This window comes from Agromyces italicus DSM 16388, from assembly GCF_000421545.1.
Taxonomy (GTDB): Bacteria; Actinomycetota; Actinomycetes; order Actinomycetales; family Microbacteriaceae; genus Agromyces; species Agromyces italicus.
Map to the genome: position 1 here is coordinate 197,536 of NZ_ATXF01000008.1, position 14,886 is coordinate 212,421.

At 66.8% G+C, this 14,886-nt stretch carries 15 protein-coding genes; 7 read left to right on the forward strand and 8 right to left on the reverse strand.

Going from position 1 to position 14,886, the window contains the following annotated elements; genetic code table 11:
- Positions 1-12 precede the first annotated feature (12 nt).
- The 3 genes from H516_RS0113470 to H516_RS20130 all read right to left on the reverse strand — a co-directional run bounded on the left by H516_RS0113470 (position 13) and on the right by H516_RS20130 (position 3,373).
- Complete coding sequence (locus H516_RS0113470) at positions 13-900, reverse strand: metalloregulator ArsR/SmtB family transcription factor (protein ID WP_245561819.1); 888 nt, start codon at positions 898-900, stop codon at positions 13-15.
- Positions 901-972: 72 nt separating this feature from the next.
- Positions 973-1,797: a TSUP family transporter gene (locus H516_RS0113475; protein ID WP_051138832.1), complete on the reverse strand. Its 825-nt coding sequence runs from the start codon at positions 1,795-1,797 to the stop codon at positions 973-975.
- 220 nt (positions 1,798-2,017) lie between these two features.
- Complete coding sequence (locus H516_RS20130; RefSeq protein ID WP_022890239.1) at positions 2,018-3,373, reverse strand: NAD(P)-binding domain-containing protein; 1,356 nt, start codon at positions 3,371-3,373, stop codon at positions 2,018-2,020.
- Between the two features lie 89 nt (positions 3,374-3,462).
- On the opposite strand from H516_RS20130, the gene H516_RS0113485 reads away from it, so the two are divergent.
- Positions 3,463-3,825 (forward strand): ArsR/SmtB family transcription factor, encoded by a 363-nt coding sequence (locus H516_RS0113485; RefSeq protein WP_026378774.1) that lies wholly within the window; start codon positions 3,463-3,465, stop codon positions 3,823-3,825.
- Between the two features lie 47 nt (positions 3,826-3,872).
- The gene (locus H516_RS0113490; RefSeq protein ID WP_022890241.1) at positions 3,873-5,009 is read left to right on the forward strand and encodes an MFS transporter; all 1,137 of its coding nucleotides are present in this window, start codon (positions 3,873-3,875) and stop codon (positions 5,007-5,009) included.
- Between the two features lie 176 nt (positions 5,010-5,185).
- Here H516_RS0113490 and H516_RS0113495 read toward each other — a convergent pair whose 3' ends face one another.
- Entirely contained in the window at positions 5,186-6,706 is a 1,521-nt protein-coding gene (locus H516_RS0113495; protein WP_026378776.1) for a SulP family inorganic anion transporter, read from the reverse strand.
- 161 nt (positions 6,707-6,867) lie between these two features.
- Here H516_RS0113495 and H516_RS0113500 point away from each other — a divergent pair, with 161 nt between their 5' ends.
- Positions 6,868-7,260 (forward strand): MerR family transcriptional regulator, encoded by a 393-nt coding sequence (locus H516_RS0113500; RefSeq protein ID WP_022890243.1) that lies wholly within the window; start codon positions 6,868-6,870, stop codon positions 7,258-7,260.
- A gap of 27 nt (positions 7,261-7,287) precedes the next feature.
- On the opposite strand, the gene H516_RS21840 is transcribed toward H516_RS0113500, so the two are convergent.
- Together H516_RS21840 and H516_RS21845 are read right to left on the reverse strand one after the other, a co-directional pair.
- Positions 7,288-7,767, reverse strand: a complete 480-nt coding sequence (locus H516_RS21840; protein ID WP_022890244.1) for a GNAT family N-acetyltransferase — start codon at positions 7,765-7,767, stop codon at positions 7,288-7,290.
- A gap of 215 nt (positions 7,768-7,982) precedes the next feature.
- Positions 7,983-8,291 carry a hypothetical protein gene (locus H516_RS21845; protein ID WP_084620701.1) on the reverse strand — a complete coding sequence of 103 codons (309 nt, stop codon included), beginning with the start codon at positions 8,289-8,291 and terminating at the stop codon, positions 7,983-7,985.
- Positions 8,292-8,406: 115 nt separating this feature from the next.
- Here H516_RS21845 and H516_RS20140 point away from each other — a divergent pair, with 115 nt between their 5' ends.
- Complete coding sequence (locus tag H516_RS20140) at positions 8,407-8,874, forward strand: MerR family transcriptional regulator (protein ID WP_022890245.1); 468 nt, start codon at positions 8,407-8,409, stop codon at positions 8,872-8,874.
- On the opposite strand, the gene H516_RS22220 is transcribed toward H516_RS20140, so the two are convergent.
- Together H516_RS22220 and H516_RS0113520 are read right to left on the reverse strand one after the other, a co-directional pair.
- Positions 8,846-9,166 (reverse strand): hypothetical protein, encoded by a 321-nt coding sequence (locus tag H516_RS22220; RefSeq protein WP_022890246.1) that lies wholly within the window; start codon positions 9,164-9,166, stop codon positions 8,846-8,848. The genes H516_RS20140 and H516_RS22220 overlap by 29 nt on opposite strands.
- Entirely contained in the window at positions 9,163-9,507 is a 345-nt protein-coding gene (locus H516_RS0113520; RefSeq protein ID WP_022890247.1) for a hypothetical protein, read from the reverse strand. Before H516_RS0113520 ends, H516_RS22220 begins: the two co-directional genes overlap by 4 nt.
- A 58-nt stretch (positions 9,508-9,565) precedes the next feature.
- Here H516_RS0113520 and H516_RS0113525 point away from each other — a divergent pair, with 58 nt between their 5' ends.
- The 3 genes from H516_RS0113525 to H516_RS20150 all read left to right on the forward strand — a co-directional run bounded on the left by H516_RS0113525 (position 9,566) and on the right by H516_RS20150 (position 14,844).
- Complete coding sequence (locus H516_RS0113525) at positions 9,566-10,567, forward strand: arsenic resistance protein (protein WP_022890248.1); 1,002 nt, start codon at positions 9,566-9,568, stop codon at positions 10,565-10,567.
- 245 nt (positions 10,568-10,812) lie between these two features.
- Complete coding sequence (mobF, locus tag H516_RS0113530) at positions 10,813-14,346, forward strand: MobF family relaxase (protein ID WP_026378777.1); 3,534 nt, start codon at positions 10,813-10,815, stop codon at positions 14,344-14,346.
- A 108-nt stretch (positions 14,347-14,454) separates the two neighbouring features.
- Positions 14,455-14,844, forward strand: coding sequence for a hypothetical protein (locus H516_RS20150; RefSeq protein WP_051138834.1), 390 nt, complete (start codon positions 14,455-14,457; stop codon positions 14,842-14,844).
- The last annotated feature ends 42 nt before the right edge of the window (positions 14,845-14,886 follow it).

A 14,886-nucleotide genomic window follows, 5' to 3' on the forward strand; every position in this document is an offset into this window, starting at 1 on the left:
GTCCTGTCGATCTCAGAGGGTGGTGAGTAGCTCGCGGATGCGGCGCTCGATGTCATCTCGGATCTCGCGCACCTCGGCGAGCGGCTTGCCCACCGGGTCGGGCAGATCCCAGTCGAGGTAACGGCGGCCCGGATAGATCGGGCATGCGTCGCCGCAGCCCATCGTGATGACGACGTCGGCCGCGCGGACGACTTCGTCGGTCAACGGCTTGGGATACTCACCGGCGAGCGGCACGCCGATCTCGTCGAGCGCGGTGAGGACGGAGGTTCGCACCTCGCCGACAGGGTCTGAGCCTGCGGTCCGCACGTGTATCCGGTCGCCCGCGAGGTGCCGCAGGATCGCCGAGGCCATCTGGGACCGGCCGGCGTTCTGCACGCAGACGAACAGCACCTCCGGCACCGAATCGCTCGGCGCGGCCTCATGGCGGGCGAGCGCCTCGAGACGATCCGCTGCGAACTGCGAGGCGAGCGAGGGAACCCGCTGACCGGAGGTCGGTCGGGCTGCAAGGAGCTCGTAGCTCTCGCGGACGTACCGCTCAACCGTTTCCGTGCTGAACACGCCTCGGAATCGCTCGCTGAGATCCTGCACGACCCGGTCGAGGATCGGATCGACCTCGATCTCACCTTCGGGCCTGCCGAGCGTTTCGGCGATCCGGTCTGCGTGGGCGGGTGCCAGCGAGTACCAGGTCCGGCGCCCATCGGGCTCGCGTTGCAGCAGGCCTTCGTCGAGGAGCGCTTTCACGTGATGGCTCACGGTCGGTTGCCGCAGGCCGAGTTCCTCGGCAAGACGGCCGACGAGCACGCGTCCGTCAGGCGAGCCGAGGATGCTCCGGAGGATGTGGGCGCGCGTCGGGTCGGACATGAGCCGAAGCTCCCGCGCGGCCTCCGCAACATCACTCATAGACGGAAGTCTATATGCTGGAGCACGCGTGGCGCTGGGCGTGCCTCCCGATTCGGTCGACTGGGGCTTCGACTACCTGTGGTTCCACACCTTCCAGGACGAGAGAAGGAGGAGAATCACCAGCAGCGGGACGATGACCAGATTGGGTACCACGCCCAGAAGCAATCCTCCGAGAATTGCGCCAGCGATCGATCCGGCGGCCATCGAAACGAGGAATGCCTTGTTCTCGCTGAGCACGCGGAAACTGTTGTCCCTGCTGTACCGGGCGAACGCGACCAGCATCGTCGGGAGCGACACGATAAGCGACAGCGTACCGGCGATCTTGATGTCGACCCCGTAGAGCACAACGATGGTTGGGATCAGCAGCTCACCGCCCGCGACACCCATGACGGCTGCGACTACGCCGATCACGAATCCCGCAAGTATGCCGACGGTCCACTGCATCGCCGGGGGTAGAGCCACGGGATCGAGAGTGAACACATGCGTGACGACGAGGAGCACTGCGATCCCGAGAAGCAACGCCGCGAGCACGTGGTACAGGGTCTTGGATGCGAGCCGGGTGGCCCAGTGCGCACCGACCCAGGCTCCAGCCAGGCTGCCGATGAGAAGGTTCACGACCACGAACCAGAACGGTGTAACTTCATCCAAAGGCACGGCAAGCAACCGAGCAGGCAACGCCGTCATGACGACGATCAGACTCAGGGCTTTGTTCATGATGATCGCCGCAAGCGCCGCGAAACTGAACAGACTGATCAGGAGCGGCAGGCGAAACTCCGCGCCGCCGAGGCCGATCATTCCGCCGAGCACACCGACCACGCCGCCAACGGCGAACGCGAGCGGCAACGACCGATGCCGAGTCGGCTCCGTCAAATCAACGGCTCGCTCCACTCGACGCATGCTCGCCAACCTAATACCACCGAAACAACACCCGCACCGGCACCCGCTCACCCAACCTTCGCGCGCGGTATCGAACAGGCGCACGCCTCGAAGAACACACACGAATATTAGACGCACCGCGCCACGGGATTTGGTCGAATGATGTGGTCGCAACGTTCAGCAGGCGGCGAAGGTGGCGCGCGGCCTCGGCGACATCCCATCGCAGAGGCCGCGCCGCGCTCTAACTGCAGCAGCTGCTCTGCGACTGACCCGCTGCGTCATCCGTCGAGCACGAGGAGCCGTCGGGCGCGAGGCTGGTGGAACACACACCGGTCTCGGGCAGCACGAGTTCGACGTTGCGTGCCGCCGCGACGTCACCGGCGAGCCAGGCGGTGATCGAGCGGACCTGCTCGTACCCGGTCGCGAGCAGGAACGTCGGGGCGCGGCCGTAGCTCTTCATCCCGGCCAGGAAGAATCCGGGCTCGGGGTGGGTGAGCTCGGCGAATCCGTGCGGTTCGACCGTCCCGCAGGTGTGCACGTTCGGGTCGATCAGCGGCGCGAGGCGCTTGGGCGCCTCGACGATGTCGTCCAACTCGAGGCGGACCTCGCGGAGCATGTCGAGGTCCGGCCGGAAACCGGTGGCACTGACCACGAGATCGGTGTCGTGCTCGACCAGTTCACCGCGGCGGGCGCCGTAGACGCGAACCCCTTCATCGGTGCGGCCGAGCCGGACGATCTCCAACCGGTCGACGACGGTGATGCGGCCGGCAGCCACGAGCGCGTCGACGCGGCGACCGATCGACGCACGGGCGGCGAGCCCGTCGTCGTCGGATGTCGTGACCCGGACCGCGCTGGCGTTGCGGATCAGCCAGGTGATGCGCGTCTCGGGCTCCTGCTCGGCAAGCTGGGCGAGTGCGAGCAGGGTGTTCGCTGCCGAGTGCCCGGCGCCGACCACCGTGGTGTGCCGACCGGCGAAGCGTGCTCGTTCGCGGCCGAGCACGTCGGGCAGGGCGTGGCTGACGCGGTCGGCGACCTCGGTGAGGCCGAGGGGTTCCAGGCCGGAGGAGCCGAGGCTGTTCGGGTGGGCGTACGTGCCGGACGTGTCGATCACGGCGCGTGCGGTGAACTCCTCGACGCCGTCAGCAGTGTGCGCACGAAGCAGGAACGGGGTAGCGGCGCGGCGGGCGGTGCGGGTGCGGTCCATGCCCTGCCTGGTGACGGCCGCGACCCGGACACCGGTGCGGATCCGGTAGGCGATCACGTCGAGTGCGGCGAGCGGCTCGAGGTACCGCTCGACGAGCTCGGCGCCCGTCGGGAGGCTCTCGGGGGCCGGCAGTTCCCACCCGGTGGCCTCGAGCAGTCGGCGTGAAGCCGGGTCGACCACATGCTTCCACGGCGAGAAGAGGCGGGTGTGCCCCCATTGACGGATGCTCGATGCGATCTCGTCGCCCGCTTCGTACACGACGAAGTCGATGCCGCGCTCGACGAGGTTCGCGGCCGCGGCGAGCCCGACCGGCCCGGCACCGATGATCGCGACGGGCAGGGTGTCGAGGCTGCGCTGCTGCAGGCTCGGGACGGTGAGATCGATCAGCGTCATGGTGGTGCGCCTCCTAGGCATCGATGAACTTCGATATTGAGTGTGGACACTCCATCGACGTTTGTCAATATTCGGATAGGATGGTCGACATGTCCACCACGCTGTTGCCCGTGATCCAGCCGGAGGCGGTAGCGTGCTGCACGCCGCTGACCAGCGAGACCATCGATGCGGAGCGTGCGGACGACCTCGCGAAGAAGCTGAAGGCCCTGGCCGACCCGACCCGACTTCGTCTGGTCTCGATCGTCGCCGCGTCCGAAGGCGGCGAGGCATGCGTGTGCGATCTCATCGAACCGGTGGGCCTCAGCCAGCCGACCGTGTCGCATCATCTGAAGATCCTCATGGAGGCAGGCTTCCTCACCCGCAGCAAACGAGGCACGTGGGCGTACTACAAGCTCGTGCCCGGGGCGCTCGGCCAGCTGTCGCAGTTGCTCGACGTCACCGCCTCCCGCTGACCACCAGCACCCGGCCGGCCGTGTCGAATCGTCCGCTCGGAGTGCGCTTGGCCGCACTCTCCATCGGCCAGGTCATCAGCTGGGGAATCCTGTACTACGCCCTGATCGTCGCAGCGCCGGCGATCGCAGACGAAACCGGCTGGAGCGTTGCGACGGTCACGCTGTGCTTCTCGGGCGGGCTGATCGTCTCCGCCGCGGCCGGCATCGTCGTCGGAAGATGGCTCGACGATCGCGGCCCGCGCCTCGTCATGACGCTCGGGGCGATCGTCGGCAGCCTGGGCCTGGTCGTCGTCAGCGCGGCATCCGATCTGGTCGTCTTCACGCTCGGCTGGGTGGTGTGCGGACTCGCGCAGTCGGCCGTGCTCTACCAGGCGGCGTTCACCGTCATCGCCCGCCGCCACGGCGACTCGCGGCGCAGCGCGATGACGATCCTGACCCTGGCCGGCGGCCTCGCCTCGACCGTGTTCGCTCCCGTCGTCGCCGGCCTCCTCACCGCATTCGACTGGCGCGCGACGTTCCTCATCCTCGCGGGTGCATTGCTCGTCCTCACGGTGCCGTTGCACTGGTTCTTCCTCGAGCGTGCTTGGGCTCCGCTCTCACCAGCCCACGCCGGAGAAGCGGTGCATCACGTCGGTGCCGTGATCCGGACGCGCCGGTTCTGGATGCTCGAGGTATCGATGGTCACCCTCGCGGCCGCATTGTTCAGCGTCACCCTCGCCATCATCCCGCTCTACATGGAGAAGGGCATGACGTACGAGCTCGCCGCCTGGGCGCTCGGCCTTCTCGGGGCAGGTCAGGTCATCGGCCGACTGCTGTACGTCGCCGTCCCGCACCGGACCGCCCCCTGGATCCTGCTTGCCATCACTTCGAGTCTCGCCGTCGTGCTCCTGGCGCTGATGGGCCTGGTGCCCGGGCCGCCATGGCTCCTCATCGGCATCGGCATCATCGCCGGCGCCGTTCGCGGTGCGCAGACCCTTGTGCAAGGGTCCGCGGTCGCCGACCGCTGGGGCACCCGCAACTACGGCAGCATCAACGGCGTGTTCGCCGCACCGATCACCGCGATCTCCGCGCTCGGACCGGCCCTCGGCCCGGTCATCGCCGTGGCCGTCGGTGGGTACTCCGCGATGGCCCTGCTCATGGCCGGCGTCGCAGTGATCGCGGTGATCACCGCACGATTCTCCTGAAACCATTCGTGACTAGTGCTCAAACCGGTCGATTCGGGCACATCAGGCTTGGTAGCGGAGATGACCGCCGGATCTCGGGCCGGCGGTCATCTCAGACGTCACGAGGGGGTGGACTTCCCTGTGGAGTGACGTCCTGCTCCTCCGTCGACCTGCGACGGAAGCCAATGAGTCGTGCGTTAGTGGTCGGATCCGAGGTTTCCGGCGAGACGGCCGTGCATGCTCGCGCTGGCTTCGTTCATGCCCACGATCACGGCTCGCTTGCCATGGTGTTCGTACTTGTTCGTGATCGCGTCGAGCGCGGCGACTGTAGAGGCGTCCCAGATGTGGGACCCGGACATGTCGATCACGACGCGGTCGGGGTCGTCGGCGTACTCGAACTGGGTGGTGAGGTCGTTGGACGAGGCGAAGAAGAGTTCGCCGATCACCGTGTAGTACGCCGTTGGCACGGGCTCTTCCAATTCGACCTTGCGTTCCACGGCGGCGAAGTGGGCGACGCGGCGGGCGAACGCGATCATCGCGACGATGACGCCGACGATGACGCCGATCGCGAGGTTGTGGGTGGCCACGACGACGGCGACGGTCGCGACCATCACGAGCGTCTCGCTCTTCGGCATGCGCTTCAGGGTGGACCAGCGGATGGAGTGCCAGTCGAAGGTGGCGACCGAGACCATGATCATCACGGCCACGAGCGCGGCCATGGGGATGATCGCGACGATGTCGCCGAGCCCGACAACCAGGATCAGCAGGAAGACGCCGGCGAGGAAGGTGGAGATACGGGTGCGTGCGCCCGAGGCCTTCACGTTGATCATGGTCTGGCCGATCATGGCGCAGCCGCCCATGCCGCCGAACAGGCCGGAGAGCACGTTCGCGGCGCCCTGGCCGAGCGTTTCGCGGGTCTTGTGGGAGTGGGTGTCGGTGACGTCGTCGACGAGCTTGGCGGTCATCAGCGATTCGAGCAGGCCGACGAGCGCCATCGCGAGTGCGTACGGGGCGATGATCGCGAACGTGTCCCACGTGAGCGGAACGTTCGGGATGAAGAGTTCGGGCAGGCTCTCGGGCAGCTCGCCCTGGTCGCCGACCGTGGGCACGTTCAGCCCGGTCACGACGACGGCGACCGTGATGAGCACGATGGCGACGAGCGGTGCCGGGATCACCTTCGTGAGTTTCGGCATGAGCACCATGATGAGGATGCCGGCAGCGACGAGCGGGTAGACCAGCCAGGGCACGCCGATCAGGTGGGGCAGCTGCGCGGTGAAGATGAGGATTGCGAGCGCGTTGACGAAGCCGACCATGACGCTGCGCGGGATGAATCGCATCAGCTTCGCGACGCCGAGCACACCCATCAGCAGCTGGAAGATGCCGGCGAGAATGACCGTGGCGATGAAGTAGTCCATCCCGTAGTCACGCGCCACGGGGGCGATGACGAGGGCGATCGCCCCAGTCGCCGCGGTGATCATTGCTGGTCGGCCGCCGAGGAACGCGATCGAGACCGCCATCACGAAGGAGGAGAACAGGCCCACACGGGGGTCGACGCCGGCCAGGATCGAGAAGGAGATCGCTTCAGGGATAAGCGCAAGCGCGACGACCAGGCCTGCGAGGACTTCGCGGGTGAGAATTCGCGGGCTGCGCAACGCGGTCAGGACTGAGGGTTCGGGCTTGTAACGGTTGGGCGCGTCAGGGCGCTGCAGGATAGCCATAGTGGTCTCCAGAAGGGCGGGGGCTCTCAGCAAGCCATGGATAAAGTCGAATGTGGAGCGCCACGTTGCGCAGCGGCCAGAACGGCCGCAGTCGGTATGAAGTACCGACGATCACCTGATGGACTCTACCCTAACGTGAGGGTAGGGTTGGAATTGAGGGAATGACCGTGACCACGTCGAGCACCACCATGCACATCGGTGAGCTTGCCGACCGTACCGGCCTCTCACTCAGAACCATCCGGCACTACGACGAGATCGGATTGCTCAAGCCGTCCGGTCGCACAGAGGGTGGGTTCCGGCTCTATACAGAGCCAGATCTCGAGCGACTGTTGCTGATCCGCCGAATGAAGCCGCTCGGGTTCGCGCTCGAAGAGATGGTCGAACTCCTGCGCATCATCGACACGCGAGCTGCGGCGTCAGACCCCGACGTCGAGCGCGATGCCGACGATGGGTTCCGGCGATACCTCGAAGACGCGCGGGCGCGGCGGGAAAAGCTCCGAGAGCAGCTGGCGATGGCAGACGAGTTCGTCGACCGCCTCTCCCGCCTGGAATAGCACCGGCCAATTCGACCGACCGCTGACCTACGTCGTCGATGGAATCGACTTGTGCATCTGGACCGAGGTCGTTTCGTACCCGAGTGATTCATACAGGCCGCGGGCCGGCGCATTGAAACCGAACACATTCAACGCCAGCGCGTGCCCCCCTCGGCTCGCGACATACTCCTCGGCGGCGAGCATTGCGGCGCGGCCATACCCGTGACCTTGCTCGGCAGAGTCGATCTCGAGATCCCAGACCCACCAGACCCCGGCGAGTCCGCGAGGATGCGGCCCGAGCCAGATCATGCCGACGATTCGATTCTCGATCTCGACGTGAAAGACATCGTGCCCAGGGGCAGGTCGTTGATCCGGGAAGAATCCTGCGTACGACTCAGCAGAGATTCGTTCCGCGGTGGCTCGATCATCCCCGGCTTGAATGCGTTCCTCTATGTACCCGCGATGCTGGGTTTCGATCCACGCCGGGAAGTCTTCAACTGCGAAGTCACGAAAGACAACGTTTGCCACTCAAGCATTCTCCTTCGAGTGGTGCAGAGAGCGAACCGGTACGGCAAAACTCGCGTTCATAACCGGTCGTTTATGACCGTCTGACGTCGTTTCGGAGGCGGAGGGCGACCCAGAGTCCGCATCGCCGACAGATGTACGCGTTGCCGTCAGCCAATGCGTGAAGACGACGCCGAGGGAGTGCTCTGCCGCAGCATGCGCACCGAATTGGGACGGGATCAGCCATGAGCGATCAGGGCAATTTCAACCTGTTCTTGCGTAGGCCGGCCGGCCAGCCCCTTCGGCGTCAGGTAGACCCGGCACGCGAGATCAGTTGTCCGTCCGTCCGACGGAAACAGGTCTTGCCCGTCGATGAGGATCGTTGGCGAGCCGGCGAACGGGAGGCGGGTTGCGTCAGCTGCAGAAGCAATGAGCGTGAACGTGATGGCCACGTCTCGGTGGCCCGTGGCGTCCAACGCTGACCGAAGACCCCGGCCGGCGTCTTCCCAACTCGGGCATTCTTCGATGTGCAGCACTTCTGCTCTCATACGGCTATTCTCCCACTCCGGTGCCTCGGCCAGGACGTGACCGCCCGTCGAAAACTGACGACAGAGAGAGCGGCCGCATTGAGGTTCAAGCTACTTGAAGGTTTACGATCGTTGCATGGTTGGGCTGCGTATCTCTGAGGTGGCGGAGCGGACTGGCTTGCCGGCGAGCACGATCCGGTACTACGAGTCGGCTGGCCTGATCGAGCCGGCTGAGCGTGGTTCGAACGGGTACCGGCTGTATGGCGAAACGGAAGTAGAGCGACTTTCGTTCATCGCCGGCGCGAAGCGATTGAATCTCGGACTCGCCGACGTGCGGCAGTTGGTCGCGGCGCGGGAGTCTGATCTGTGCGAGCACGTGCAGCGCGACATGCGGGCTGTCGTCGCGACTCGGTTGGCCGAGACCCGCGCGCAGATAGCTGAGCTCGTGCGTCTCTCGGACGAGTTGCAGCGCGCCGAGGATCGCTTGTCGCAGCCGGCGACCGGCGGAGTGTGTTCGGATGCGTGCGCCTGCTCGGTGATCACCGGCGACCAGGCTCTGCAGCCGCCGGCCGGTGCTACCGTGCTACCGGTCCTGAACCGCTGACCGCGGCTTCATCGTCGCGGTTCCGCGCCGGCTGGATCTCGACATCGACCCGGCTCGCCGGAAGCCGGCAGGCTTTCGCACGATGCCGACGGACCAGAAGCACCGACACGACGACTCCCGCGAGCACGGTGACCGCCAGGAGGCCAGGGACCCAGTACGCGCCGAGCAGAGAGGCCGCGCCGACGCTGCCGGCGATCGCGAGCAGCGGCCCGGCACAGCACGCCGCGCAGGCGAGCACCGCAGCGCCAATGACCGCGATTGTCGACGCGATCGAGTTCTTGTCGCGTTTCATGCCGCACCCGCCGCCTTCAGGCCGGCGCCACGTGTCGCGGCCGCGACGAGCGCCTCGAGTACGGCGGCGTGCTGCTCGGGCACGGTGATGCGCATCGTGAGCGAGCCCGCGGCCGGCTCGAACTCGAAGGTGAAGAACGAGCAGCACGACGACTCCCGCGCGGCGAGGTCTCGGCCGGCCGTCTCGCTCGCCGGATCGAGGATGAGGTCAGCGCGCGTGGAGTCCACCTGACGCACTCCGCGGAGACTGCTCGCAAAGAGGGCGCTGAACTCCTTCTCGCGGAACGGCTGCTCGACAGTGGGGAGCGTGCAGGCCGTGGGGGCCCAATCAAGTTCGGTCATGACACCGACGCTAAAGCTTCGACCAGCTTGAAGGTCAAGCATTCTCTAGGCTGATCGGATGCAGCGACTCGTGGACTGGTGGGACCGACACCAAGTCGCCCTCTACGTCGCCGCGATCCTCTTCGGCGGCGTGTTTGGCGTCCTGGCTCCCAGCGCGTCTCCCGTGCTCACGGCCGCGACGAACCCGGTGCTTGCGGTGCTGCTGTTCGCCACGTTCCTCGGTGTGCCTCTGGTCGAGGTCGGCCGCTCGTTCCGAGATCTCCGGTTCCTCGGAACCGTGCTCGCGGTGAACTTCGTCATCGTCCCACTGATCGTCTGGGGACTATCCCGGTTCGTGGCCGATGATCGCGGACTGTTGATCGGCGTGCTCCTCGTGCTCCTCACCCCGTGCGTGGACTACGTGATCGTGTTCACCGGCCTCGCCGGGGGCGCGAAGGCGCGCCTGCTCGCCGCGACCCCGCTCCTGATGCTGCTGCAGATCGTCCTGCTGCCCGCATATCTGTGGCTGTTCGCCGGCGGCGAGGCGGTCGCGCACATCGAGCTCGAGCCGTTCATCGAGGCATTCGTCATCATCATCGTCATCCCGCTCATCGCGGCCGCGATCGTGCAAGCCATAGCCCGCCGACACCAGGCCGGTCGCGCCATCGAACACGTCATGGCCGGGGCGATGGTGCCGCTCATGATGCTCACCCTCACAGTCGTGATCGGATCCCAGATCGCCGCCCTCGGCAGCGAAGCACTCACCCTCCTCCGCGTCGTTCCGCTCTACGTCGCATTCCTCGTCGTCATGCCACTCGTCGGCCTTGCGGCCGGCCGTTTGAGCCGGCTCACGGTGCCAGAAACCCGTGCCGTCATCTTCAGCGGCGCTACCAGGAACTCCCTCGTCGTGCTCCCACTCGCGCTCGCTCTGCCTGCCGAGCTCGCGATCGCGCCACTCGCCGTCGTCACTCAGACCCTCATCGAACTCGTCGGCATGGTCGTGTTCGTCCGACTCGTCCCGAAGCTCATTCCCGACCCTCAGCGGGCTGGGCTGATTCGATTGCATCAGCCCGACTCGTAATCGAGCAGCAAGGTTGAAAAGCGACCGGATCTGAACACTCCTCGCGACGTATTCAGAAGGCCGTATCGGTGATCAGAACTCATCATCTAGTGCCGGCTCTCGAACCCTCGCCGCGGCAACGTTTTCGACTCGTTGCCGCATACGGCCCGAGTCTCGTGAGAATAGAACACTGATCCCACGCCTCTTGCAGATCGAGGCGGTGCACCTTCCTCGCGATGAGGTGAGGTTTCCGGGTGACGGTTTCGATGCGGGTGATGAGCGCGGGCAACGGCTACAAGTACTTCCTGCGTTCGATCGCTGCGGCGGATGGCGATCGGTCGCTGTCGACTCCCCTCACCCGCTACTACGCGGCGAAGGGAACGCCGCCAGGGCGGTGGATCGGTAGTGGGGTCCGCGGCCTGGGCTGCGGCCGCATTGCCGAAGGCGACGAGGTGACCGAGCCCCAGCTGCAGTTGCTGATTGGCATGGGGCGCGATCCTGTGAGCGGCGCGCCGCTTGGGCGCGGGTATCCCAGCTACCGGGAGGCCGACGAACCAACTGCGGAGGCGGCCGGAGGCCGCGGCCGAGCCGAGCAAGTGCATTCGAACGAAGCCGCAGATGACGCCGCCAAGACTTCGCGGCGCCGCGCCGTCGCCGGCTACGACTTCACATTCTCGATCCCGAAGTCGGCGAGCGTGTTATGGGGGATATCGGATGTGCGCACTCAAGCGATCATCGCGCGCGCCCACCACACTGCGGTTGCAGCGGTGCTCGCGTTCATGGAGCGCGAGGTCGCAGCCACGCGCTCTGGCGCGACAGCGGTCGACGGCGCTGTTGCGCAGGTCGATGTTGCGGGCCTCATCGCGACGGCATTCGATCACTTCGATTCGCGCGCTGGGGATCCGCATCTGCACACGCACGTCGTGATCAGCAACAAGGTGCAGACCGTGCTCGACGGCAAATGGCGCTCGCTGGACGGCAGGCCGATGCACGCCGCGGTGGTTGCGCTGTCGGAATTGCACGAGACGCTGTTCGCGGACCAGCTGACTCGAGAGCTCGGTGTCGGCTGGGAGCAGCGAGCACGGGGAAACGATCGCAAACCGGCGTGGGCGATCGCCGGCGTGCCAGAGCTACTCGTCGCCGAGTTCTCGACGCGTGCACGGCACATTGATGTCGAGACAGACCGCCTGATTGCAGAGTTCATCGCGGCGCACGGCCGTCGCCCGAGCGCCGTCACGATTATGAAGCTGCGAGCGCAGGCAACACTGGCGACGCGGCCGGCGAAGGAGGTGCACTCGCTCGCGGAGCTCACGGCAAGCTGGCGCAATCGTGCACAGCACGTGCTCGGCGAGAATGCAACGACGTGGTCGCGCAAGGCCGTTGCACGAGGGCGTGCAACCCCGCTGCAGGCAGAAGACGTGTCGCTTGAGACGATCGCTGCGCTCGCCGCGAGCGTGGTGCGTGCGGTCGGTGAGCGGCGTGCAACGTGGCGGCACTGGAATCTCGTCGCGGAGGCGGCACGGCAGACGATGGAGTACCGATTTGCTGCGGCATCCGACCGCGAGGCCATCGTCGGCCTCGTGGTCGACGCGGCCGAGCGCGCATCGTTGCGCCTCACGCCGCCCGAACTTGCCTCGAGCCCTGTTGCGTTTCTGCGGGCCGACGGGGCGTCGGTGTTCCGCCCGCGACACACGGTCGTGTACACCTCGACCGACCTCATCGACGCCGAGGCTCGACTCCTCGAGCGGGCCGGCGACGGGAGCGGCCCACAGCTCAGGACCGCGAAGCTTCGACGCGTGGCGGTCGACACGCACCCGAGGCATCCGCTCACTGAGGACTACATCGCCGCGTTGACGGCGATCGTGACGTCGGGCCGAGTCGTCGACGTTCTCGTCGGACCAGCTGGAGCTGGCAAGACCACCGCGATGAGCGCGCTGCGCCGCGCATGGGAGGCGGAATATGGCGCCGGCTCGGTCCTCGGGCTCGCGCCGTCGGCGGCCGCCGCGCACGTGCTCGCCGAGGACCTCGGCATCGCGACCGAGAACCTCGCGAAGTGGTGGCAGGACCACACCGTGCACGGCACCGCGTTTCGTCGGGGGCAGCTCGTGATCATCGACGAGGCATCGCTCGCGGGCACCCTGCAACTCGATCGGGTCACCGCGCTGGCCGCGAGCGCGGGAGCGAAAGTACTGCTTGTCGGCGACTATGCGCAACTCCAGTCCGTCGACGCCGGCGGTGCGTTCGCTCTGCTCGTGCGCGAGCGGCGCGACGCGCCCGAGCTCGTCGACGTGCATCGATTCACCGAAGAATGGGAGAAGCGCGCCTCGCTCGAACTTCGCGACGGCAACCCCGACGCGATCGATCGCTACCTCGCTCATGATCGCGTGCGCGACGGCAGCAGCGATGAAATGGCGGATGCCGCGTACCGCGCCTGGCGCGCGGATGCCAGAGCCAGCCGGTCGACCGTGCTGATCAGCGACTCGAACGAGGCAGTCGCGGCGCTGAACATGCGCGCCCGCATGGACGGGATCCTCGACGGGCGCGTGGACGCAATTCACGAGGTCGGGCTGCACGACGCCACGTCGGCCGCGGTCGGCGACACGATCATCACGCGGCGAAACGATCGACGGCTGCTCTCGGCACGCTCCTGGGTGCGCAACGGCGACCGCTGGACCGTGATCGCGGTGCACCACAGCGGGAAGCTCGAGGTGCGACGGCACGGCCAATCACGGGGAACCGCCGTCGTGCTGCCGCGCGAGTATGTGAAGCAGCACGTGGAGCTCGGTTACGCCGTGACCTCGCACCGCGCGCAGGGCCTCACGACCGATACCGCGCATGTCGTCGTCGCCTCGGGTATGACGCGCGAGAACCTGTATGTCGCGATGACCCGCGGCCGCGAGTCGAACCGCGCCTACGTGGCTGTCGACCGGCCTGATGTCGCCCATGCCGAGCCACACCCGGGTGAGAGCGAGGAGATGACCGCTCGTGGCATCCTGTTCGGCGTGCTTCGGCACGTCGGTGCCGAACTCTCCGCGCACGAGGAGATCGTCGCGCAACAGGAGGCGTGGGGCTCGATCGGCCAGCTCGCCGCGGAGTACGAGACCATCGCGGCGGCCGCGCAGCACGACCGCTGGGCTGGCGTGATTCGCGCTTCCGGGCTCACGCATGAGCGGGCGGAAGCGGTTATCGCATCGGACGCGTTCGGACCGCTGACCGCAGAGCTGCGCCGGGCCCAGGCGCAGCATATCGACGTGGAGACGCTTCTTCCGCGCCTGGTCGCGATGCGCAGGTTCGACGACGCTCAGGATGTCGCGGCAGTTCTCAGAGCACGGGTGATGTCCGCGACTTCCCGCCATGCTGGCACCGGGCGGTCGCGTAGGGCTCCACGCCTGATCGCGGGCCTTCTCCCGATGGCTTTGGGGGAGCTGGAAGACGATATGCGTCTCGCGCTTGCCGAGCGCGCTGAGTTGATCGAGGCGAGAGCCGCGGCCATTCTCGAGCGCGAGCTGAGCGCGGGGGAGACCTGGACTCGAGCGCTGGCGCCGCCTTCGCGTGGACTGGGGCCGGTCGCGTGGAAGCGGCGAGCGGCGACCGTCGCCGCCTACCGGGACCGGTACTGCGTCGTGGGCTCGGCTCCGCTCGGCCCGGTGCCGCAGACGCAGGTGCAGAAGGCCGACTACGCTCGCGCTCGCGTCGCTCTCGAGCAGGCACGTCGGATCGGCGCCGCCGAGCCTGACCAGTCGGGTTGGATCCAGCCGAACGTCCCATCACGCACGCCGGATGTCAGCGTTCGGGTTTAACATCGCGACAAGGCAACCTCATAGTCGCCGCCGCTCGTTGCGACGGCATGACCGCCGCTCGTCGGCAGTCCTTCATCGTTCTCCTTGCCGGATACGAAGGGCTGCAGCATGTTCGCATTCGTTTGGGCCGCCAGCATCCGCCTCGGGATGCTGCTTCGTCGCCTCATGCCGTCCAACATCCTGCTCGACGCCATTCACACCCGTCGCGGCCTGAAGTGGGGCGCGCCGGCGATGCTGCTCGCCGTGCCCTACCTCTTCGCCGCTCTGCTCTGCGCCGGCCTCGCGCAGCAGCCGGATGCCACGTGGCTGAACCTGCTCGTGCTCGTCTTCGTCTGGGACGCATTGAAGTTCCTCGTCGCGGGCCCGGCGACGCTCGTGCGTCTGCTTCGCGTGCGTCGGTTCGAAGCGCGAGTGCGTCGCCTCGACGCGGCGCCCGTGCTCAGCGAGGGCGTCGACCTCGAACGGGTGGAGAAGCCTGATCTGGTTCGGGTGCAGTGACGGTGCCCTCGGATTCTTGGCGGTGCGCGGCTCGGCGAGGGC

Bases quoted from the DNA above. Each gene is read 5' to 3' on its own strand.
- H516_RS20140 (WP_022890245.1), top strand. From the start codon at position 8,407: ATGGTTGGGCTGCGTATCTCTGAGGTGGCGGAGCGGACTGGCTTGCCG.
- H516_RS0113475 (WP_051138832.1), bottom strand. From the start codon at position 1,797: ATGCGTCGAGTGGAGCGAGCCGTTGATTTGACGGAGCCGACTCGGCAT.
- H516_RS22220 (WP_022890246.1), bottom strand. From the start codon at position 9,166: ATGAAACGCGACAAGAACTCGATCGCGTCGACAATCGCGGTCATTGGC.
- mobF (WP_026378777.1), top strand. From the start codon at position 10,813: ATGCGGGTGATGAGCGCGGGCAACGGCTACAAGTACTTCCTGCGTTCG.
- H516_RS20130 (WP_022890239.1), bottom strand. From the start codon at position 3,373: ATGACGCTGATCGATCTCACCGTCCCGAGCCTGCAGCAGCGCAGCCTC.
- H516_RS20150 (WP_051138834.1), top strand. From the start codon at position 14,455: ATGTTCGCATTCGTTTGGGCCGCCAGCATCCGCCTCGGGATGCTGCTT.
- H516_RS0113525 (WP_022890248.1), top strand. From the start codon at position 9,566: ATGCAGCGACTCGTGGACTGGTGGGACCGACACCAAGTCGCCCTCTAC.
- H516_RS0113520 (WP_022890247.1), bottom strand. From the start codon at position 9,507: ATGACCGAACTTGATTGGGCCCCCACGGCCTGCACGCTCCCCACTGTC.
- H516_RS0113500 (WP_022890243.1), top strand. From the start codon at position 6,868: ATGACCGTGACCACGTCGAGCACCACCATGCACATCGGTGAGCTTGCC.
- H516_RS0113495 (WP_026378776.1), bottom strand. From the start codon at position 6,706: ATGGCTATCCTGCAGCGCCCTGACGCGCCCAACCGTTACAAGCCCGAA.
- H516_RS0113485 (WP_026378774.1), top strand. From the start codon at position 3,463: ATGTCCACCACGCTGTTGCCCGTGATCCAGCCGGAGGCGGTAGCGTGC.
- H516_RS0113470 (WP_245561819.1), bottom strand. From the start codon at position 900: ATGAGTGATGTTGCGGAGGCCGCGCGGGAGCTTCGGCTCATGTCCGAC.
- H516_RS21845 (WP_084620701.1), bottom strand. From the start codon at position 8,291: ATGAGAGCAGAAGTGCTGCACATCGAAGAATGCCCGAGTTGGGAAGAC.